This is a genomic window from Leptospira kanakyensis (genome assembly GCF_004769235.1).
Classification (GTDB): Bacteria; Spirochaetota; Leptospiria; order Leptospirales; family Leptospiraceae; genus Leptospira_A; species Leptospira_A kanakyensis.
Genome location: NZ_RQFG01000005.1, coordinates 336208 through 356400, shown reverse-complemented (window position 1 = coordinate 356400; position 20193 = coordinate 336208). Strand labels below are relative to the sequence as shown.

The window sequence follows — 20193 nt, the reverse complement described above, 5'->3', positions numbered from 1 at the left end:
AATTGACTTGTGTCATTTTTCGCAAAAATATCAATTTAATGGCATCTAATGCACTCGCTCTCATTTACCATTCTTCGTACAATCTCGAATTACCTGGCCATGTGTTCCCGGCACATAAGTATTCTCATCTTTACAATCGTGTCAAAAGGGATCCGGTCTATGCATCCTGGGACATTTTGTTACCCAAAAAAGCAGAAGAAGCAGATTTAGAACTCGTTCATACCAAAGAATACTTAGATGATCTGTTTAGTTACGAACATACATCGCGAACTATGTATTCTGAACTTCCGCTTAATCGAAGTATTGTGGAAAGTTTTATGTATGGTGTCGGTGGGACGATTATGGCAGCAGAACTTTCAAAAAACTTTCAATTTGCTTTGAATATGGGCGGCGGTTATCATCATAGTTTCCCTGACAAAGCTGAAGGTTTTTGTTATTTAAACGACGTTGCGATTGCGATCAGAAAACAAAAAGAAACATCTCCGAACATAAATGCCCTCATCATTGACTTGGATTTGCATCAAGGAAATGGAAATTCCTATATTTTCCAATACGATGACAAAGTTTTCACATTTTCGATGCACCAAGGTAATCTTTACCCTAAGAAAGAAGAATCTAACTTAGATGTGAACTTAGAAGCAAACACCAAAGATGATGAGTATTTATCTACATTAGAATCTTCCTTAAATCAGATCCGAAAAGATTTTGATGCCAATATAATTTATTATGTTGCAGGAGCTGATCCTTATGAAGATGATTCTCTTGGTGAATTAAAAATTTCGATGAAAGGTTTAAAAGAAAGAGATTTAATGATCCGAAAGTTTGCAGAGTCTCTCAATGTCCCTTGTGTTGTGACTCTTGCCGGTGGATATGCACGTGATTTTCGTGACACTGTCGAAATTCATTTTAATACCATCACTGCATTTGGTGAAAAATAATGGGTGTTTTTTCATCTACAGACAAAAAGAAAAACGAATCCGATTGGTTGAATCTGGATGAGTTGTCTTTAGTTGATGTCTCTAAAGAACTCAATACTTCTCTTAATATGGAACCAAGGTTATTCAACCGGTTCACTCATTACGAAGTAGAACAGTTGCTAGTTGGCGCTGGGTTAATTTCTGCTGTCGAAAAACGTGGATTCCCCAATCCAATCATTGAATTAGAAATTTTAAATAATTTCGACAATCGTATTTATATCAAAACAGAAAATAGAAAAATTTTAGTTCATACTCGTTTGAAGGTATCTCAATTTCAAATGAAAGGGGATGATGAACAGTTCCCTATGATTTATATCGATTGGCTTCTCACTCAAAATATTAATTTTGAACCGGGGGATATCAAAAAGGAATTATACTTTGGACAAGAATATCCAGGCCTTAACGTCTTAAATGAATTCACTGACTTCATCCGTGTTCTTTCTAAAAAATTAGGTACATCGGGAGCTTTTAATGTTCCAGAATACTTTCATGATGCAGTTTTATTTTCACGTAAGTTTCGTTTTATCGATCCTGAGAAGGAAGGAACGTTTCGAGCCCTTGTCAGAAATTTTCGAGGGACGAATCTACGAAATTTGTCTTCTCAAATCCATCAGAACAGAGTTCGTTATGAAAATGGGGAACCTTATGAGTGGAAGTATGGAGAAATGATTTCCTGCACTGATCCCTATTTGGAGAAAAAAGTTTTCCATGAGGCCTATTTTAAGAGGGTGGAGGAAGTGAAAGAAAAACTAAAATTCACTTTGGTCTCAAAATAACCATTCCAAAAGCCGATAATCTAGTAGATGTCCGAATATTCTTTTAAACCCGAGATTCTCATCATAGATGATGATACAGAAATCTGTGAAACCTTAGAACTCATTATCAATGGGTTGGGATATTTTGTAAGGTATTTTACAAACCCTCTCCAAGGTTTGGAATACTTTGAAGGGGAACGCAATCCCATTGTTTTTTTAGACGTCAATATGCCTCAAACTACGGGTTTAGATTTGTTACCAAAAATCAAAGCCCATGATTCCAAAACGCAAGTCCTTATGATGACAGGGGAACATGACATTCAAACTGTAGTTTCCTCTTTATACCACAGAGCCTCGGATTTTATTTTAAAACCATTTCATACAAAATCCATTGAAGCTGCGATTTCACGTGCATTTGAATATTATAATTTTTTAAAAGATAAAGAGTCGATGGATGAATCCATCAAACGTGACCTTCGGCTTGCTGCAAAAATTCAGACAAGAACTATGAATCTACCACAAGGTTTAGGTCACAAAATCTTTTCAGAAATCAAACCAGTCAGTTTTGTTTCTGGTGATTTTTTCCAAGTTTTACCTTTAAACGAAGATCGGACATTGATTTTGATGGGTGATATAGAAGGCCATGGTGTCACTTCTGGTCTCATCGCCATTCTTATGACTGCCATTCATAAAGAATTAACAAGAACAACCACTATTGCACCTTCTGAATTACTTTCTCGGTTGAATCGAGAACTTTGTAATGAAATTGGCACTCATAGTATGACAGCCATTAGTATCGTAATCGACCATCGTAAAAAAAAGATCACCTACGCCAGAGGAGGGCATCCATTCCCTTTAGTTTTCCAAAAAGGAAATCGTGCTCCTTTGATTTTACAAGATCAATCCGGTCAAATTTTAGGGATTCTCAAAGAAATGGAATTTGCTGAAAATGAAGTTTCTGTGGAAACCGGAGACATTCTCTTCTTGTATTCGGATGGGTTACTTGCTTCTAGCACCCATCCTTTGGTTCAAACTTTAATCCAACTCCCAGGTGGGGAAAATCGGATTGAAAGTATGAGAACAGAAATTACAAACTACATTCAATATTTAGAAACATCTTCTAAAGCATCGGATGACATATCTTATTTGCTTCTAGAGATTTGATATATTCTACATTTGTTTTTGTTGCTTCTTTTAAAAATATACCAAGGGAATCTTTGGATTTGAAACTTCCATCTTCGAATCCTTTTTTCCAATCGATTCGGTGTTGTTTCATTTTCTTGATGATCTCTTGTTTTTGTGGAAAATCACAAAGTTTGTTTGTGATCACTTCGCCTTTATAAAACAAAAAATCACCTTTGGCAAAAAACTTTTTATCTTCTTTGGGAAGATTGTCTATATAAGTTTTGTTTTCGTTAACATAAGTTTGGATTGTAACTTTTGTAGTTTCCCAAAGTTTTTCCTTGTTTGGATTTTTTTGGTTCAAAGTGATTGCCGAAAAAACCACTATTACCGTTCCAAATAAAAATGGAGGAATCCATTCAACAGAAATTTCTTTTGACTCGATCCAAAACTGATGGGCAAGGAATGTAATGGATAACCAATAAAAACCCATCAAGTCCCAGTCAGCCGGAAAACCCAGTTGAGGGTTGTGGAAGAAACCATGTAGAAAAAATGCTAATATGGATACGAGGATCACCTTTGTTTCTGGTTTCTTTACAAAAACCTTCCATTCATTTTTAGAAAAGAAAAACTGATATAGTAAAAATAGCGTAGCGATCGAAGCATTCCAATACAAAACAGATAGAATTTCTTTCAAATGATTGGAAGATAACAATCGGTTTTTAGGATAAAAGGGTGGATGGATTAAATGTGTACTATTTCTATCAATGGCCGGGTCGTGGAAAAAAAGAAAGTAACTGAACCAAGGTAGGAGGATTCCAAAACCTATCAGACTACAAATGAATAAATGTTTTAATTTCTTTTCTTTTGGCGAATGGAAATACCATAAATATACTAATAAAAGAACCAAATATCCTGATACCAAATGGAATAACATAGAAATGGCAACAAGGGCAGTTGAGCCATATAACAAAAGGTCGTTGTCTTTTGGATCTTTTGTATATTGTGAAACAAAAATATAAAGTAATAAATGGCATCCAGTGACCAATGTATAGTTTTCGGCATAACCAAAAGTGAGTAATATTCCACCTGATGCAAGTAAGATGGTTATAGAAAAGGAATTGGATTTAAGTTTTTCTTTGGCAGTCCATAAAAAACCAAAGATCATTCCGATCCCCGTGAGTTGGGACAAAAATGTATAAGAAACTCTTGGATCATCTGAAAATCCAATTCTAAAAAGTAAATTGGAAACCTCACTATGAAGGATTGTTTCTAGAATTTCATCCAATGTGAACTGAAATCCAAAGAGTTTGGTTTCTAAAAGGTTGGTTTCAAGTAGGAGAAGTCCATCACCCCAATCCATATTCCGAACTGGATATAAAACTAAAAATATAAAAAAGAGAATTCCCAAAACCCAATTGGGTGGAATATGACTTTTTAATTTTTCCACCAAACGAGTGTTTTTTGATACAACAAATAAAAAAATAGATTGGATGAAGATGAAAAAAACTGAGAAAAAAAGATAAGTGGTTCTTTCTCCCGGAAAAAACCATAATTTTGTTGGTAGGAATTGGGCTCCCAAAAGGAAAAAATAGGGAATGTAGAGAGTGGCTTTTTTCATGGGGATTCTTTTTCGTAGTATTCTTCGGGGATATCTTCTGCTGCTATAAAAGGGAAATGTCCTTTTCGGATATTAAAAAATGCAAGTTCCGGAAGGCTATAAAATACAGACTCAGTTCCTTTGGAAAATTTTTGTCCTTTGTCGAAGGGTGCTGTCAAAATTCCTATCCCGGTATATCCTACTCCATAAATGGTATTGGCTAAACCAAAGATGGGACGATTCCAGATTGTTTCTTCTGTAAAAAACAAAAACGGAGGGTCGAGTGGATTGGGTTTATAAATTTTTGACGTAGGAACAAAACGTTCTTTCAAATGTTTTTCAGTGAAGTTTTTCAGATTGTTTCGTTTTAAATTTCGATACGAAAAAAAAACTTTTGTTTGTTTGGTGCCTGCATTGGATTCCAATTTCAATGCTGCCACTGCCGGTACAAAATTTAGGCTAATTATTTTTGTAGAAAGTGGATTCCAAATCACTTCATTTCCAATTTTACCATCGGGAAACATTTCATTCATGTAACGGAAAAGTTCAGATGTACAATTTTGGTGAGTCAGGTGATATGAATATAATTTTCTAATTCCTTCCGTGTAGGATTCATAATCTTTTTGTTTTTCAATGTTTTTGTTTTGGTCTGAATTTTGTGAGGATCGTGATTGGTTTCTGTAAGGATTGTATCCTACCCAATTAAATTCAAGTCCCTCTGATGATACACCAGATTCAAGATACCCTTGGTAACGAACAAGAAAGGATTCCCAATTAAAAAAATGGATGGGATCAAAACCAGAAGCAAAAACTTGTTTTTTAGTCGCAAACAAATGAGCGTATTCTTTTTGTTTGGTTGTTTTCACTGATTCTGGTAAATCGGTAAGAGGATGGTATTGGAATCCGTCAAAATTTTTTTTTGGAAAAACAATGGTTTTTGCCTCTATTGATTTCTGTAAATAAATGATGCGGATGAGTAAAGTTATCTCTTCCCAATCGTTACAATCTTGACTAAAAATACAGGATCGCAGATTCTTTGTTAGCTCTCTTGTATATCCTTTCCAGATGTTTATTTCATCTTCACTTAACTGGAATTCTGGTCCATTCAATTGTAAAAAAGCAGGTTCATAGATAAGAACTGGATTTAGTAAATACATCCGAACAAAGTTTTTTTTCTCTGCACTTGCGAATGAATCAGTTTTGGTTTGGATGGTATGAATCAGTTGGTAAGGAGAATCTGTTTTCGGTATAGAAAATGTATCACTTGAGAGAATTTCTTCACTATATTTTTTTTCATTTTCTGTGATGAATTTCTCTATAAACTCATTTTCATTCTTGGTTAAAGAAAACAAATGAGGAATGGGAGAATAGGGATCAGGGATGTTCGTAAAATATCCGAATCCCGGAATGGGTAAGGAGATGTTGTTCCCATTATGTTTCGATTCAGAAAACTCTAAATCTCGTTCTAAATTTTTTTTGTTTTGGATATGGGTTTCCTGAACTAAATATAGTTCATTCCATTTTTGGCGTAACAAACGTTTTGTGGAATCGGATAAATCCCATTCGTAAAGTTCAATATTTCTGTTTTGGACCACACCATATTGGAATCGAAAGTCCTCCCAAGGTTCCCGAACCAAATGAAAGATTTTGTCTTCAAATGAATATTGGAGATGATATACCCGATCACCAAAGCGAAGTGCAGAATGTCCGCCGCTGGATTGACCGGAATTCGAATCGATATATAAAAAACCATACTGGTTTTCTTTGGATACAGAATGTATTGGGAAAAAAGATAGAAATAAGAAAACGAAGAAAAATAAGGAAAGGGCGGTGTTTCGCCGCCCCCAATTGATCTGAATTATAGGTTGTACCCGTCTAGGATTAGTTTGGCGACAACGGCATTTTGTTTTGCCACGTCTTCTGTTACCAGTTTCATTTCAGATGGTGAAAGGTTTGCTTGTTTCAAACCTTGACCAATGGCAATGTAAGTAACACTGTTTGATCTCCAAGCCACCACACCGTGAGATTTTGCTATTGCAGCAAGTTGGTTTTCCAATTCTTGTTTATGGTTTTCATAACGAATTTGTAAAGCTACGCTTGCAATGATATCCTCTTTGTACTCGTTCATTGCTTTTTCTTTTTCACCATCAGAAATGGAAGAGATACTTTTGGAAACTGATTTCACAAATGCAGATGTAGAATCAGAGACAGAAATCCCTAATCGGCTTACACTTGTAGAAGCAGAATCTAAGATAGCACAGTTGTTAAATGAAATTAGAACCGCAATTACGGAAACTAGACTCAAATGTTTGATCATACGCATAAAAAACCTCTTACGACGAATTGCAAAGATTCTAAGCCCAAATTTTTACCCGTCAATTAATTTTCTAAAGTCAAACGGCGACAACTACAGAACCAAAAGCTGGCAGGGTTACTTCAAAATGGCCACCAATGATCCTAAGGTTTACCATTGTACCTGTCCAGAAATCCAAAAAAGGCTCTTTGGTTTTTAGTCCTTGGGGAACGGCTACTCGAATGGTTTTTTCCTCTTCGGTTGGATTCCAAATCCCAAGGTATCCGGCTGGATTGTACATTGCATTGGGAAATTCTTCTTCAAAAATTCCAATAGGAACTGGGGTATAAGCTTGGCATTCCCGATTCAACTGAAAGGCCTTTTTTAAAAGATCCAAACGATCCATCTCTAATTTAGTAAGGTCATCAGAAACGAGTAACATCCCACCTGACACTGCCATGACGGAGGCCATCAGCTTGGTTTGTGCTTCGTTCATTTTGTTTCTTTTTTTACGAACAAGCAAACAATCTGGATCATTCAACCAAAGATGTCTGTGCATGGAAGAACGAGTGATATCATTGATCAGGGCTGTTCTTGTACAAAGGGCATTTCTATCTTTTAAGAAAACACGAAGTTTTTCCGGGTACCAAAATGGTGCAACGTCACAAGAAATACGCATTCCATCAAAAATTCCGACTGATGGTAACATGGGTGCCCCACATCCAAGTAAAAAGGTATTTTTGCCGACTGTTTTACGAATCAGTTCTAATGCATTTCTATATCTTGCTTGTGGCGATAAACTCTTGTTATATACGTCACCAGGAAGGAGGCCCGCATATAAAAAATCCAATTTTAAGTAAGGGTAACCCCATTCTTTGACCATCGTTGAAAAAACTTTTTCTAAATAAGAAAGGGCAGTTGGATGGGTGATATCGAGAGCGTAAGTATAACCTTTTCCCCAAAGAGGTTGGTAGATAGCAGGAACTGGTTTCCCATTTTGGTCTTTGAGGATGGCCTCTGGGTATTTACGAAAGAATTCTGATTTTTTTCGCACCAGAAAGGGTGCAAGCCAGATCCCGGGTTTTAGTCCTACACGTTTGATTTCGTCAGCAAGAATTCTCATCCCACCAGGAAATTTTTCGTTGGGAACAAGCCAATCTCCGATTTCTTTTTGGTATCCATCATCAATCTGAAAGAACTCAAAAGGTAAGTTAAGTTCTCTAACTTTTGTTAAATTGTCTAAAATTGTTTTTTGATCAATTTTTGTATAATAATAATACCAAGAACACCAACCCGTAGGAACTTTTTTTGGTAAATTGCCAGGGCCTTCTTTTTTTCCCAGTTCTTCAAAGTATTTGGCCAGTTTGATTTCTGGATTTCCTTTGAAAGGAAGGACTTTGATTTTTGCGATGCTGAGTTTTGCATTGGGCCTGAGGTCAGGCAAACAATGTATATCGTAGATGACTTTAACGGATGTTACGACACCATTCTCACCCAATACCACTTCGAATTTGGTTCCGAATTCTCCCTGTTCTATCGGAGCATACAAAATTCCATTTCCTGATTCTTTATTAAAAACTAGAGTGAGATATTCTGAGATAAACTTTCCCACTTTCGATTCATGTTTAGAATAAATATTCTCTTGAGAGTATTGTAAAAAAGACAAAAAGGGAGGTTTGTCAATGGAGGTATTTTCCACTTTTCTTGAAATGGACCAAGACTGGTATCCATGTTGGAAGAGGTTATAACCGCCACCTTCTGGAAGGATGGATAATTCCAATTCCAAATGGTCTACAGAAAATCCCACTTCGGGCCTTGTGGATTCCCGCCAAATGAGTTTGGGGCTAAGGATTGTTCCTGTTTTGGTATCAGTGGCCTGTGGAAGTAAAAGTTCGAATTTTTTACATTCGGATTGGTAAACACCTGCCTTTACAGGAAGGAAGTTAGAAATAGTGACGGAATTATGAACTCTGTATTGAATTTTCATCTTGGAAAAATCTATTTGATGATTTTGTTAGGGTAGTTTCCATAGTAAGCCATTATGACCCAAAAACGTTCAACTATAAAACCAGTCGTCTTACAAGGAGATCTGAACGAAGAATTTTTTGAAGCCTTTAAGAAGGATGACCGGTTGTCTGTGGATTGTGAAATGATGGGACTCAATCCCAGAAGGGACAGACTCTGTGTTGTACAAATTTCCGATTCTAAAAATAAAGTCGCTCTTGTCCAAATTTTACCAGGACAAACCGAAGCCCCGAACATCCAAAAATTATTTGAATCCAAAGATATCACAAAGATTTTCCATTTTGCAAGAATGGACATGACCTTCCTTCGCGCAAGGCTCGGGATCAAAGTAAAAAATGTGTTTTGTACAAAAATTGGAAGCAAACTTGCTCGAACTTATACCGATAAACACGGGTTAAAGGAACTCATCCGCGAATTTTTTGAAGAAAACATCGATAAAAAAAATCAAAGTTCGGATTGGGGAAAAAAGATCCTCACGAAAGACCAAGTGGATTATGCATCGACAGATGTTCGGTTTTTAATTGCTCTTGAGTCCATCCTCACGGAGATGATGATTCGCGAAAATCGTTTTGCTTTGGCCGAACGTTGTTTTGCCTTTTTAGAAACCCAAGTGGAACTTGATCTTTTGGAAGTACCAAATCTTTTCGAACACTGATGGCAAAAAAACAACTCCCGCAATACCAATGTAAGTCCTGCGGGGATAGTTTCAGTCGTTGGGCTGGAAAATGTCCCTCTTGTGGGGAATGGAATCAAATTGAAGAAGTGTCAAACACTTCTGCTGGCAGGTTTGATTCTCCCATCTTACAAAAACCAAAAGACAGAAAATACACAGATCCTAAATCTATAGGTTCTGTGGTGAGCGATGCTCACTTTCGCACTTCAACAGGATTTAGCGAATTGGATTTGGTTCTTGGTGGGGGAATTGTTCCAGGTAGTTTGGTGTTAGTTGGTGGAGAGCCAGGGGTTGGAAAGTCCACACTAGTTTTAGAAATTGCAAAAAACATCGCAAACGAAGGATCGGTTTTGTACATTTCGGGGGAAGAGTCTGCTTCCCAAATTGGACTTCGTGCCAAAAGGATGGGTGTCACTTCCGAAAACATTTTGTTATCTTCCGAAGTGTATGCGGAGAATATTTCGCAAATGATTTCTGACTTAAAACCAAAAGTTGTTTTTGTCGATTCCATCCAAACCATCTTAAAAGAAAGTTTGGTGAACCAAGCCGGAACCATCACCCAACTTCGAGAGTCCTCGCAAATTTTTTTAGAAACTGCCAAACGAACCTCTGTTCCCATTTTTCTCATTGGACATATTACCAAAGAAGGACAAATTGCCGGACCCAAAGTTTTGGAACATTTGGTTGATACGGTTTTGTATTTTGAAGGAGACCGGTTTAACTATTACCGGATCCTCCGTGCCGTCAAAAACAGATTCGGTGCCGTTGGTGACACCGCCATTTTTGAAATGGTATCTGGTGGACTCAAACAAGTCCTCGACCGCCATCGTTTGTTCATCTCTCCTGAATCAGAAGAAAGATCTGGTAGTGTTTTGTCTTCCGTGATGGAAGGTTCCCGTGCCATTGGTGTGGAAGTGCAAGCCCTTGTCACAAAATCATCCTATGGACAAGCGCGTCGTATGGCAGAAGGTTTAGACAACCGCCGTGTGATTTTACTTTCTGCGGTGTTAGAGAAGTATTTGGGATTCCCTCTTTCCGAATCAGATATCTTCAGCAATCTTGCTGGTGGGCTTAGCATCGACGAACCAAGTCTCGACTTGGCCATTGCCGCATCCATTGCTTCTTCGTTTAAAGACAAACCTGTGGCTCGGGAAATTGGATTTCTAGGAGAAGTGGGACTTTCGGGAGAAGTGAGAAGTGTGGGGCAAATCAGTCTACGGTTGAAAGAACTGGCAGGCATTGGGATTTCGAAGGTGTACATCCCACAAGGGAACTTCAAAGAGGTAGAAGGTCTTTTTTCTTCTTTAGAACTTATTCCTGTAAAACACTTACAAGAGTTAGGTTTTTAATTTTTACACGAATCGACGAATCGGCCTTCTCAATTCTCAAAGACAAACCGACACTTCTTTCGATTTGCTAAATAATTGTTTTAAATGATTCCTGAACAGAGCGCTTACGAATAGAACCCAAGCCCAAAATTGCAAATGGATGAACTAGGTTCCTCAATCCTTTCTCCCGAATGACAATCTTACTAGATCTTCTACTAAAAAAAATGGCCTGCAGAGTCATTTTTACTCAGTTGGGGGCACTGAACTTACAGCGTTAATTATGAACATTGTTTCGAAACATTTGACCTAAAGTTGCCATAAGTTATTGACTAGTGTCACTAATGTGAACTTATATTGTAAAAAAACATAGAAAGTTCAGGTGAAATATGAAAAAGAAGTTTTTAATCGGGTTTTTAGCGACCCTTCTCTCCGTCCCCACCTCCGGTCTGTTTGCCGGTCCTCTTGATGGTCAGTGCATTGCACTCGTTCATGGAATTCTTGGTTTTGATGATACACAAGGCCTAGCTGGTGGACTCGTGAAGTATTGGGGTGGCCTTGACGGTTATCTTCGTAGCCAAGGTGCAAAAGTCACCACTCCTGGAAGTTCGGCTACAAATTCTATTCCTACTCGTGCGAGCCAAATTCAGGCTTCAGTGAATACTTGGATGACAGCAAACGGTTGTTCTAAGGTTCATTTGATGGGCCATAGCCAAGGTGGACTCGTCATTCGTTATATGGTATCCAATCTTGGATTTAACGGAAAAACACAAACTGTTACTACTATCAACTCCCTTCACCAAGGGGCTCCTATGGCTGACATCGTTCTTGGAGTCATTCCAGGTTGGTTGCAACCATTCGCAAATTCAGCACTTAGCCTACTTGCAAAACTAGTTTACCGTGATGGTCGTCCTCAAGACGTAATCGCTATGGGAAAATCACTGACTGTAAGTTATGTGAAGACTTTTAACACAAACTCACCTAACAAATCTGGAATCAAATACTACTCTTACGGTAGTGAAATGGCTTGGGCAGATCTTATCCAACATCCAATCATGGCACTCACTCACCCAATCACTTGGGCAGGTGGATTGTTTTATGGTTTAGGTGGAGGTAATGATGGTGTGGTTCCATTGAACTCTCAAAAATGGGGAGCTTGGAAAGGAACACCTTCTTCTTATTGGTTTGCAACAGGAATTGACCACTTACAAGCTACAAACTTGGCTTGGAGCGGACAAAACTACTATGATGTGCAAGGTCACTACTTAAACATCGCAAAAAACGCAAAAGCTGGTTTATAAAACCCGCTGACAAAAGCCGGATATCCATCCGGCTTTTTTTATTCCTAAACAATTCCAAATTTTTATTCCACATTAGGTTTTTATACATTCAGAATGGATTTTAAAAAAATTATTATCATCATAGTTATCGTTTTTGTCTTTTTCTTTAGGTCTTCAAATTGTTTTACCCGTTGTTCGGCAGGTAAGTTTGCCGATTGTTTGATAAAGTTTTGTGTTCCCTCTAAAAAAGATACTTGAGATTCTTCCATTCCAAAAATCAAATCCGCTTTTTCTCCTTTTCGTGAAGACAGAACCAAACCCTACTTAGAGTTGTTAGACGAACTTAAGTCAGGTAAAATAAATTTTGTTTGGGAAGTTTGGGCACTCCGTAGGAAATGTAAAGCAGGTTATACTCCTGACCAATGTAATGCAACCATCATTGCCTATATAGAAGCTGAATATGAATCACCAGATAAAGAAAAAGTAAAAGATTTGTTTTTATCCTATTTTCGTTATGAAGAAGAATATAGAAAATGGGAACAACCAACAGACTTATCCTTCGTAGAACTATATGAAAAAATCAAAGCCAAACGTAGAGATGTCTTAGGAGAAAAAGCGGATTTGATTTTTGGAATGGAAGAATCTCAAGTATCTTTTTTAGAGGGAACACAAAACTTTATCAAACAATCGGCAAACTTACCTGCCGAACAACGGGTAAAACAATTTGAAGACCTAAAGAAAAAGACATACGGGACGTATTACGATTCTCTTGTTTCTAGAGAAGATAAGTTCGACCATTATCAAATGGAAATGAGCCTTCGAGATAAAGAGTTCAATAACATTTCCGATCCAAAAGAAAAAGAAAAATATTTAAGTCGTATCGAAACCAAATACTTTGGAAAAGAACGTGCTGCCAATTTGGCTGAGGAAAGAGCAAAAGAATCTAAATTCCAAGAATCAATTAGCAAATACGAATCGAAAGAAAAGGAATTTTTAAGAGAGAATGCTAGTCTTTCGCTTTCTGAAAAAGAAAAGAAACTCAAAGAAATTCGAATTCAATTCCTTGGTTCTGAAGAAGAAGCAGATGCTTATATCAGAAGAAAGAACATAGAAGAGGCGGGAAAATAAATTCCCGCTTTTTTAACAAACTACCAAGTTCGTTTTAGTTAATCGTTTTTACTTACTTTTTGGCGTTCGGGTGTGGGTTCGGATTTGTATTTTTCGTACGCAGTCATTGTGTCGATGTATTCATTTCCAGCATTCCAAACAATGAATCCATGCCCCAGCGAATCTTTTGCACCTTGCATTTGCACTTTGATATAGTCGGTATAACTTAGTTTACTTGGGCCAACCATCATATTGAAACCTTGCACCCAAGCGATGGCTTTGGTTCCTTGTTTGGCGCGTTTGACCGTTAGATCAAGTCCGTCTTTGATTGTTCCATACGGATCTGCCACTCGTTTGGTCAGTCCGTAAAAATGCGAAGGGTATAACATAGGATACAGTCCATTCAGTTCTTCACTAAACGGTTCTACCTTTTGTCCAATCACATCATTTTCAATGAATGGCACTCTCCCGAATACATCGGCAGTCCAACGAGTGTCCTTAGAACAACTGTCTTTGGTTTTTTCTTTATGATCTTTGATGATTCCAAGAATGGACTCGTATCGTTTTTCATAACTCATGCTGAAGTTGGTTCCGCCATCAGCATAACGAATGTAATCCAATTGAATTTCTGGAAATCCTAATTCACAAGCCTTACGAATTGACTTTTGAATGGAAATCATCAGGTTAGTGTTAGGTGTCTTTTCAGTAAGTCCACCTTCAAAGTTGACTACACGAGCAACCATATAAAAACCAAGTGCTTTTGCCTCGGCAACTTGTTCTGGACTTGGTGGGTGCGGTTGGATATCGACTACTGCCGTATTCATTCCCGCATCTTTCATGACTTGAAAAAGCAAACTCCAACGTTTTTTATCACGTATGGTTTTGGTATTGATATAAAGCCCTTCGATAAATTCGGGTGTGGTTCCTGAAGAATCTGCATTTTGCCTTTTTTCCACTTTGGATGTCGATTGGCAGGAGAAGAAAAATAGAAGTAGGATGGAGATGGTGAGTCGTTTCATGGTAGTAATGACAAGATTTTGACTGCGTTTGGAAAATACAAATCGAATCGATTGACGAAAATGACTGACTTTCAGAAAATTTGGGTATGTTAGAAATTTCCAATGACTTCAATTTGAAATCTTACGGTCGTTTTCCAGAGGAATTATCGGATCCAAAAAATTTTAAAGACCGTATGGTGGAAGTTTCCCGCCTCTTCCAAGGAATGGGTGAATCGTATTTAGAACATTTGGGAGATGATTCCAAAATTAGCGGATCAGAGAAAAAGAATCTCATAGAACATTTGGAAAACATTTTACTGGTTCTTGTGATGCTTCGTAAAATCGATTTTTCACCTGCCGACGAGGAAACCTACATTCGTAAAGACAGGGGTTTGTTTGAACTTCGTTTGCGGTTTACGGATGGATCTGTTTGGGAACTCACGGGTTCGATCAAACCGGAATATAAAATGAAACAAAGGTTATTTAAAGAGTGGTTTAATACTTCTTTTTCAACGGATATCAAAACATTTTATGCAATTTATGGAAATGCAGGAATGGACAAGGTAATTACTCCAGAAGAAAAAAACCAAATCACAAAACAAATCGATCGTATCATTGCAGAAATTGTGGAGATGATTGTTTACATTGAAAGGTTTATGTTGTTTCAATAAATCATTAAAACGAAACAAAATCTTTTTACAAAACGATATCTCATAATTCACAGCCAGCGGAGGACAAGTGGGATCATTAAAAACAGGGATTACCTTTCATGAAGAATTTCTAAAACACAATACAGGTGCTGGCCATCCGGAAAATCATGGAAGATTGGAGTCAATTCTTGATCATATATCCGATTTACCTTCAAAAAACTTTTTATGGAAAAAGGATTTTAAAGTGGCTCCACTTTCCATTATTTCCTCTATTCATGATCCAAATTATGTTCGTTTGGTGGGGCGTACTTGTGAAGAAAAAGGATCCGGATATTTGGATGGAGATACAGTTTTTTCATCCCATTCGTTTCTTGCTGCAAGCCTTGCAGTTGGTGCTGGCCTCCACCTTGCTGATGAAGTTCTTTTAGGGAACTTAAAAAATGGAATGGCATTGGTGCGTCCTCCCGGCCATCATGCGGAGTCAGACCATGCTATGGGATTTTGTATTTTTAATAATATTGCTGTGACGGCAAAGTATTTACAATCAAAAGGGATCAAACGGATTTTGATTTTGGATTGGGATGTCCATCATGGGAATGGCACCCAACACCAGTTTTACGAAGATGATTCGGTTTACTTTGTTTCCCTTCATCAATATCCATTTTATCCAGGAACAGGTGCTTCTCATGAGCGAGGTAGAAATGAAGGGCTTGGAACCACTCTCAATCTTCCTTTGGCTCGGGGTGCAGGGGAATCGGAATACTTATCTCATTTTGTTTCGATCCACCGCGAAATGGAAAAATTCCAACCAGAGTTTGTTTTGGTATCAGCAGGATTTGATGCTCATATAAATGATCCGTTAGGTGGTATGAATCTTTCCACTTCCTCGTATGAAATTTTTACAAAGGAAGTGAAAAAAATTGCTGATACTTATGCGAGCGGAAAACTCATTTCCTTTTTGGAAGGCGGTTATGATTTTCGGGCCCTCGCAGAGTCTGTGAAGTTACATTTAGAAACTTTGGCTACTTAAGTTTAAACTTATAGTTAGGATGCCACACCAAAAACTACCTTCACCCAATGGATGAGGGGCCTAGCACTAATGATGGAAAAATGATTTTGTTTGTTGAGTTCCAGCGTTCGCAAAGTTTGATTTGTTTTTTTGTTAAAGACCTTGTCTGTTAAATAAGTGAGGCTTTTTTTCTCAACAATCCCATCTCCGAGAAAGTTTTGTAAGGGATTTTCTGCCCCTTCCATAAGGGCATAGGCTTGGTAAACATCTACGTCGTCCAACTCACCAAAATAGGTTTCTCCAAAGTAACCAGAAATGGTTTCCATCCAACCTTTCTCTTCTTTCCGAATCAGTCCAAAAGATAAGTCTTTGATGGCATCACTACGTAAGTTCCCAATCATTCCAATGATTTTCAGAGCTACATTCGGACTTTTTTCAAATAAGAATCCGAGCCAAAATCCAATTTTTTCTAAATACGAACCTTTGTTTGGTGCGGCAATGAGTACAATTTTTCCAAACTTTTGAATCCAATCTTTGTTTTCTAATTTTGCATGATAGAGGCAAGACCTAAAGATGAGACAACCCAAACTGTAACAGATGATATCTGGTTTTGCATTTGGATCCTCATTAAAAAATACATCCAGTAGATGCATTAGTTTTTTCCCATTTTCATGAATCGGAAGTCCGTGATTGTATCGTAAATAAAATGGGTAATATCCTACTTCTTGTAAATCTGTGGCAAGGCCAGGAGAAGTAATTTTTCGATCTTTGTATTCTACCGTTTGTTCTTGCCAAACCGTTTCATCAGTAAACAATCCAGGAAGAAAGAGAACTGATTTCGTTTTTTGTGAAGCCTTAAATTCAGCAATGGACTCTTTTGCAGTAATGTCTTTCCCAATAGCCCTGAAACTCATGTCAATTTTAGTGAGTTTGAATTTTTGATTGTGTGAACTTCCAAGAATACTGGATACCATTCGATTATCAAAAACCATATCATCGCTTTGTTTTGCCGTAAGTTCTACTTTAAAGAGAGCTTTGTCAAAGGCTTGGTTGGTTTGTTCTATCGTTTTCTGTAAACTTTCATTGGATTTTTGACCAGTTTCCTTAACTTGGACTCCTGCTTTTTGTAGGGCTTCTCTCCATTCCGGTTTATAAAAAAAAGCATTGGAAAGTAGATCCAGTCCTCCACCTGTACTGGTTAGGCTACCCTTAACTAAAAATTGCACCCCTTTGAGTAGGGAGTCTGTTGTTTTTTGTGTGAGAGAAACTGTTTTCCCGGCTAGGGAATTAATAAGGATTTGGATCACGGAGAAAGATTGTAACTTAGTTTCTAGGGAAAGCGAGTGAAAAAAGTAAGTGAGTTACTTTTTGAATTTTTATTGTTCTACACAAAGCAGGTAGTAGGAGGTGGAACAACTCCTACCACTTCCATTCCGAAGGGCAGTGTAATTAGTGCTATTGGATGCTCCAACCCGCCCACCATTACTAGGAGGTGATGTGGTAGCATTCGACGTCCAGCCATTACAACTATTTTCATTTTGAGCCGTTGCCGTTTGCCAATAATTAGTTTGAGCAAACCCTGTCCAAAATTCCTTATTTGTAGTTCCTGAATCAAAGGAATGGTTTAGATAGTAAGGATTGGTTGTAAAATTGCCAGAACCATCTGCTGGTAAAATTCCCGCAGCATTGGGACTGAGTAAACTTGCTGAATCACTCGCACGAATGTAAATCCGCCCAGATTGGAAAACCCAATCCGTGTTTTCTCCGACGCCACCACCACAATTGTCAGTAGAACAAGGTCTTCTTGCTCCAGCATCGGTCGTAAGCATGGCTTTGTAAGTTCCCGTCGCAGGTTTGTTTGCATCGGTATTGCATTTTAAGTCGGCCCCAGCAGGACCATTGGCTGCGGCACCTTGTAAATTGCCGTCGTAATTTGCTGCGGTAACAAAAACTTTGTATACGGTTGGTTCAATGCGAATGGTGATATTTTCGCCATCCGATTCTGATCCATTGGTTGCAGTCACTGTATAGGTGGTTCCTGCTTGCGGATCGGTGGGAGTTCCTGAAATCACACATGTGCTTGTATTTAAACTAAGGCCGTTCGGGAGCGCAGGTGCCACCGAACAAGAAGTATGTGAAAAGCTAATCGTAGGAGTGAGAGTTGGTGCCACTACATCTTCTTGAAAGATAAACGAACTTCCCGTATAAACAATATTGACGTTTCTATGAGTGATCGGAATGGAACCGCTCGTTCCGTTATAATAGCTGTCTGTGCTACTCGCAGTGACACTGAGACTAGAGGAATCTATAATTTGTGTAGCAGAAGATAAACTAACCGTTTGGACAGCACTATAGTTTGCTGGTGTAAAAGTGAGAACGTTTGTTAGTGGAGAGTTGGATCCGTTTACTTGTAACTTAGAGGAAGTAAACGTGAGAGTAATTGTAACATTGGCAGTGGGTTGTCTGACGAGGGAAATTCCAAAGTTTTGCGGTGTCCCGTAAGTGAGAGTGACACTAGCACTGGAGACATTGATCTTACCTGTCGTTGGAATCGAAATTATGGTGGTTGTTGCAATCGGACTAAGTCCACTGACAATCGTGAAAAGAAGCTCGTCCCTGGGATTCACCTGGTTACATGAAAACAACCAACCTAAGAAAAGGAAGGAAACGAAAAAATTCCAACGCATGTTTCCAACCCCCTCCCACAATACTTAAAACAAGTAAGTGACTTACCTTTTTCAAGTATCGGAGAAAGAAAGTTTGTTACAAGTGAAATTCTTGGCTTAAGTAATTGGAAGATCTCTCTTTCAGTACTTCCCCTAGAAGATTACGTCCCATCTCGTTGTCTTTAAAACTCACAACTGTGCGGATGGAAAAAACTCGGAGAGCATCAGAAACGGAAAGGGTTCCATCAGCAGAATCTTTTCTTCCAGAGAAAGGAAAAGAATCCGGCCCACGTTGGCACTGTGCGTTCCAATTCACTCGCGCGACTTGGTTCACCAGGACATCAATCAACTTCCCAACTGTTTTGGGATCTTTACCAAAGACACTGGCTTGTTGGCCCATATTGGACTCAAAGATATAATTTAAAGGTTCATCGACAGAAGAAAAGGGGACAATGGGAACGATCGGGCCAAACTGTTCTTCATGATACAAACGTGCGTTCGGTGAAACAGGGGAGAGAATCGCTGGAAACATAAAGGATTCATTGATTTCACCACCACCTGGGTTTAGAATTTTTGCACCATGACTCACTGCATCATCCAAAAGTTCCTTTAACCATTTGGTTTTTCCTTCCTCAGGGAGTGGTGTAAAATTCACATCTTTATCCCAAGGCATACCGGCTTTCCATTTTGAAAATTCTTCTAGATAAAGTTTTGTAAATTCATCTAAGATATCTTTATGAACAAAAAGAATTTTGAGTGCTGTACATCTTTGTCCATTATAAGCTAATGACCCAGCAAGAATTTCTGGAACCATTGTTTTTAAATCGGTATCAGGTAAAATGATGGCAGGGTTTTTCGCATTCAGTCCCAAAACAGATCTTAGGCGGTTGAGTTTGGGATGTTTTTTTGTGATGAGATTGGCGGTAGAACTAGATCCAATAAAAGCAAAGACATCAATTTTGCCTGACTCCATAATCGGAGAGATGACTTTGGCTCCATCACCATAGACGGTATTGATCACACCAGGTGGGAAAGCTTTTTGAAAACATTCTAGGAGCGGCTGTAATAGGAGCACACCATACTTTGCCGGTTTGAAAACAACGGTATTTCCCATAAGGATGGCTGGGATCAGAGTACAGAATGTTTCATTTAAGGGATAATTGAAGGGTCCCATACAGAGAACCACTCCATAAGGGGAACGTTTGATTTGCGCAATGAGTCCTCCTTCTTTGATGTAGTTTGCTGAACTTGTTTCGAGTTCTTGGAGTGATTCGATGGTATCAACTAGGTATTCTATGGTTCGATCAAATTCCTTTGTGGCATCTTTTTCTGTTTTGCCAATCTCCCACATGAGAAGTAAAATAATTTGATCCCTTTTTCCCTTCATCAGTTCTATAAACTTGCGAACGGCATCGATTCTTTCTTTTGGTGTGGCAATGGGCCAAACACCTGTTCCGTGGTTATAAGCTTTTACGGCAGCATCTAATGCGAGTAAACTTTGGTTTGCATCAAAATTGGGATAGGACCCTAAAACTACTTGTTCCAAATTGCCATTTTTGTTTAAAAAAATGGGAGACTTTACGATTTGGGATTCACCTTCCCAGATCCGAATTTCTCCACCGAGTAGGTATTCTTTTTGGTGGATGGGTTTGATCCGATATTTTTCAGGAATAGAATTTTCAGTAGGAAAAAGAAAGCTCATGAACCATGAAT

General features: G+C 38.3%; 18 protein-coding genes. 9 read left to right on the top strand and 9 right to left on the bottom strand.

Annotation, left to right across the window (positions count from 1 at the left end; all coding sequences use genetic code 11):
- Nucleotides 1-38 precede the first annotated feature (38 nt).
- Genes EHQ16_RS02220 through EHQ16_RS02210 form a run of 3 tightly spaced genes read left to right on the top strand, consistent with a single transcriptional unit; the run spans nt 39 to nt 2896 of the window.
- On the top strand, nt 39-938 hold the full coding sequence (locus tag EHQ16_RS02220) for a histone deacetylase family protein (RefSeq protein WP_135636776.1): 900 nt from the start codon (nt 39-41) through the stop codon (nt 936-938).
- Nucleotides 938-1753: a hypothetical protein gene (locus EHQ16_RS02215; RefSeq protein WP_135636778.1), complete on the top strand. Its 816-nt coding sequence runs from the start codon at nt 938-940 to the stop codon at nt 1751-1753. The genes EHQ16_RS02220 and EHQ16_RS02215 overlap by 1 nt, the downstream gene beginning before the upstream one ends.
- 27 nt (nt 1754-1780) lie before the next feature.
- Nucleotides 1781-2896 (top strand): SpoIIE family protein phosphatase, encoded by a 1116-nt coding sequence (locus tag EHQ16_RS02210; RefSeq protein WP_135636779.1) that lies wholly within the window; start codon nt 1781-1783, stop codon nt 2894-2896.
- On the opposite strand, the gene EHQ16_RS02205 is transcribed toward EHQ16_RS02210, so the two are convergent.
- The 4 genes from EHQ16_RS02205 to EHQ16_RS02190 all read right to left on the bottom strand — a co-directional run bounded on the left by EHQ16_RS02205 (nt 2853) and on the right by EHQ16_RS02190 (nt 8734).
- A complete protein-coding gene (locus EHQ16_RS02205) occupies nt 2853-4475 on the bottom strand; it encodes a glycosyltransferase family 39 protein (protein WP_135636781.1) in 1623 nt (540 codons plus the stop codon). The two genes, EHQ16_RS02210 and EHQ16_RS02205, sit on opposite strands and share 44 nt — an antisense overlap.
- Complete coding sequence (locus EHQ16_RS02200; protein ID WP_244241890.1) at nt 4472-6091, bottom strand: hypothetical protein; 1620 nt, start codon at nt 6089-6091, stop codon at nt 4472-4474. Before EHQ16_RS02200 ends, EHQ16_RS02205 begins: the two co-directional genes overlap by 4 nt.
- A gap of 221 nt (nt 6092-6312) precedes the next feature.
- Complete coding sequence (locus tag EHQ16_RS02195; RefSeq protein ID WP_244241889.1) at nt 6313-6777, bottom strand: putative lipoprotein; 465 nt, start codon at nt 6775-6777, stop codon at nt 6313-6315.
- 70 nt (nt 6778-6847) lie between these two features.
- Entirely contained in the window at nt 6848-8734 is a 1887-nt protein-coding gene (locus EHQ16_RS02190; protein WP_135636785.1) for a glycoside hydrolase family 36 protein, read from the bottom strand.
- A gap of 54 nt (nt 8735-8788) precedes the next feature.
- Between EHQ16_RS02190 and EHQ16_RS02185 the strand changes: the two genes are divergently transcribed.
- The 3 genes from EHQ16_RS02185 to EHQ16_RS02175 all read left to right on the top strand — a co-directional run bounded on the left by EHQ16_RS02185 (nt 8789) and on the right by EHQ16_RS02175 (nt 12071).
- The gene (locus tag EHQ16_RS02185; RefSeq protein ID WP_135586685.1) at nt 8789-9427 is read left to right on the top strand and encodes a ribonuclease D; all 639 of its coding nucleotides are present in this window, start codon (nt 8789-8791) and stop codon (nt 9425-9427) included.
- Nucleotides 9427-10794, top strand: coding sequence for a DNA repair protein RadA (gene radA / locus EHQ16_RS02180; protein ID WP_135636787.1), 1368 nt, complete (start codon nt 9427-9429; stop codon nt 10792-10794). The genes EHQ16_RS02185 and radA overlap by 1 nt, the downstream gene beginning before the upstream one ends.
- 365 nt (nt 10795-11159) lie before the next feature.
- Nucleotides 11160-12071, top strand: a complete 912-nt coding sequence (locus EHQ16_RS02175; protein WP_135636789.1) for an esterase/lipase family protein — start codon at nt 11160-11162, stop codon at nt 12069-12071.
- 80 nt (nt 12072-12151) lie between these two features.
- Here EHQ16_RS02175 and EHQ16_RS19545 read toward each other — a convergent pair whose 3' ends face one another.
- On the bottom strand, nt 12152-12319 hold the full coding sequence (locus EHQ16_RS19545) for a hypothetical protein (RefSeq protein WP_244241887.1): 168 nt from the start codon (nt 12317-12319) through the stop codon (nt 12152-12154).
- A 61-nt stretch (nt 12320-12380) separates the two neighbouring features.
- Here EHQ16_RS19545 and EHQ16_RS02170 point away from each other — a divergent pair, with 61 nt between their 5' ends.
- Nucleotides 12381-13178: a lipase secretion chaperone gene (locus EHQ16_RS02170; RefSeq protein WP_244241885.1), complete on the top strand. Its 798-nt coding sequence runs from the start codon at nt 12381-12383 to the stop codon at nt 13176-13178.
- Nucleotides 13179-13216: 38 nt separating this feature from the next.
- Here EHQ16_RS02170 and EHQ16_RS02165 read toward each other — a convergent pair whose 3' ends face one another.
- Entirely contained in the window at nt 13217-14176 is a 960-nt protein-coding gene (locus EHQ16_RS02165) for a putative glycoside hydrolase (protein ID WP_135636793.1), read from the bottom strand.
- Nucleotides 14177-14262: 86 nt separating this feature from the next.
- Between EHQ16_RS02165 and EHQ16_RS02160 the strand changes: the two genes are divergently transcribed.
- Both EHQ16_RS02160 and EHQ16_RS02155 read left to right on the top strand, forming a co-directional pair.
- A complete protein-coding gene (locus EHQ16_RS02160) occupies nt 14263-14826 on the top strand; it encodes a hypothetical protein (protein WP_135636796.1) in 564 nt (187 codons plus the stop codon).
- Nucleotides 14827-14893: 67 nt separating this feature from the next.
- On the top strand, nt 14894-15835 hold the full coding sequence (locus tag EHQ16_RS02155; RefSeq protein ID WP_135636798.1) for a histone deacetylase family protein: 942 nt from the start codon (nt 14894-14896) through the stop codon (nt 15833-15835).
- A gap of 14 nt (nt 15836-15849) precedes the next feature.
- Here the strand turns inward: EHQ16_RS02155 and EHQ16_RS02150 are convergent, their stop codons facing one another.
- From EHQ16_RS02150 to EHQ16_RS02140, 3 genes are all read right to left on the bottom strand, one after another.
- Nucleotides 15850-17121 carry an esterase/lipase family protein gene (locus tag EHQ16_RS02150; protein WP_135636800.1) on the bottom strand — a complete coding sequence of 424 codons (1272 nt, stop codon included), beginning with the start codon at nt 17119-17121 and terminating at the stop codon, nt 15850-15852.
- A 69-nt stretch (nt 17122-17190) separates the two neighbouring features.
- The gene (locus tag EHQ16_RS02145) at nt 17191-18501 is read right to left on the bottom strand and encodes a DUF1554 domain-containing protein (protein ID WP_135636802.1); all 1311 of its coding nucleotides are present in this window, start codon (nt 18499-18501) and stop codon (nt 17191-17193) included.
- 76 nt (nt 18502-18577) lie between these two features.
- Nucleotides 18578-20182: an NADP-dependent glyceraldehyde-3-phosphate dehydrogenase gene (locus tag EHQ16_RS02140; protein WP_135636804.1), complete on the bottom strand. Its 1605-nt coding sequence runs from the start codon at nt 20180-20182 to the stop codon at nt 18578-18580.
- Nucleotides 20183-20193: the final 11 nt, after the last annotated feature.

Bases quoted from the DNA above. Each gene is read 5' to 3' on its own strand.
- EHQ16_RS02220 (WP_135636776.1), top strand. From the start codon at position 39: ATGGCATCTAATGCACTCGCTCTCATTTACCATTCTTCGTACAATCTC.
- EHQ16_RS02215 (WP_135636778.1), top strand. From the start codon at position 938: ATGGGTGTTTTTTCATCTACAGACAAAAAGAAAAACGAATCCGATTGG.
- EHQ16_RS02210 (WP_135636779.1), top strand. From the start codon at position 1,781: ATGTCCGAATATTCTTTTAAACCCGAGATTCTCATCATAGATGATGAT.
- EHQ16_RS02205 (WP_135636781.1), bottom strand. From the start codon at position 4,475: ATGAAAAAAGCCACTCTCTACATTCCCTATTTTTTCCTTTTGGGAGCC.
- EHQ16_RS02195 (WP_244241889.1), bottom strand. From the start codon at position 6,777: ATGCGTATGATCAAACATTTGAGTCTAGTTTCCGTAATTGCGGTTCTA.
- EHQ16_RS02190 (WP_135636785.1), bottom strand. From the start codon at position 8,734: ATGAAAATTCAATACAGAGTTCATAATTCCGTCACTATTTCTAACTTC.
- EHQ16_RS02185 (WP_135586685.1), top strand. From the start codon at position 8,789: ATGACCCAAAAACGTTCAACTATAAAACCAGTCGTCTTACAAGGAGAT.
- radA (WP_135636787.1), top strand. From the start codon at position 9,427: ATGGCAAAAAAACAACTCCCGCAATACCAATGTAAGTCCTGCGGGGAT.
- EHQ16_RS02175 (WP_135636789.1), top strand. From the start codon at position 11,160: ATGAAAAAGAAGTTTTTAATCGGGTTTTTAGCGACCCTTCTCTCCGTC.
- EHQ16_RS19545 (WP_244241887.1), bottom strand. From the start codon at position 12,319: ATGGAAGAATCTCAAGTATCTTTTTTAGAGGGAACACAAAACTTTATC.
- EHQ16_RS02165 (WP_135636793.1), bottom strand. From the start codon at position 14,176: ATGAAACGACTCACCATCTCCATCCTACTTCTATTTTTCTTCTCCTGC.
- EHQ16_RS02160 (WP_135636796.1), top strand. From the start codon at position 14,263: ATGTTAGAAATTTCCAATGACTTCAATTTGAAATCTTACGGTCGTTTT.
- EHQ16_RS02145 (WP_135636802.1), bottom strand. From the start codon at position 18,501: ATGCGTTGGAATTTTTTCGTTTCCTTCCTTTTCTTAGGTTGGTTGTTT.
- EHQ16_RS02140 (WP_135636804.1), bottom strand. From the start codon at position 20,182: ATGAGCTTTCTTTTTCCTACTGAAAATTCTATTCCTGAAAAATATCGG.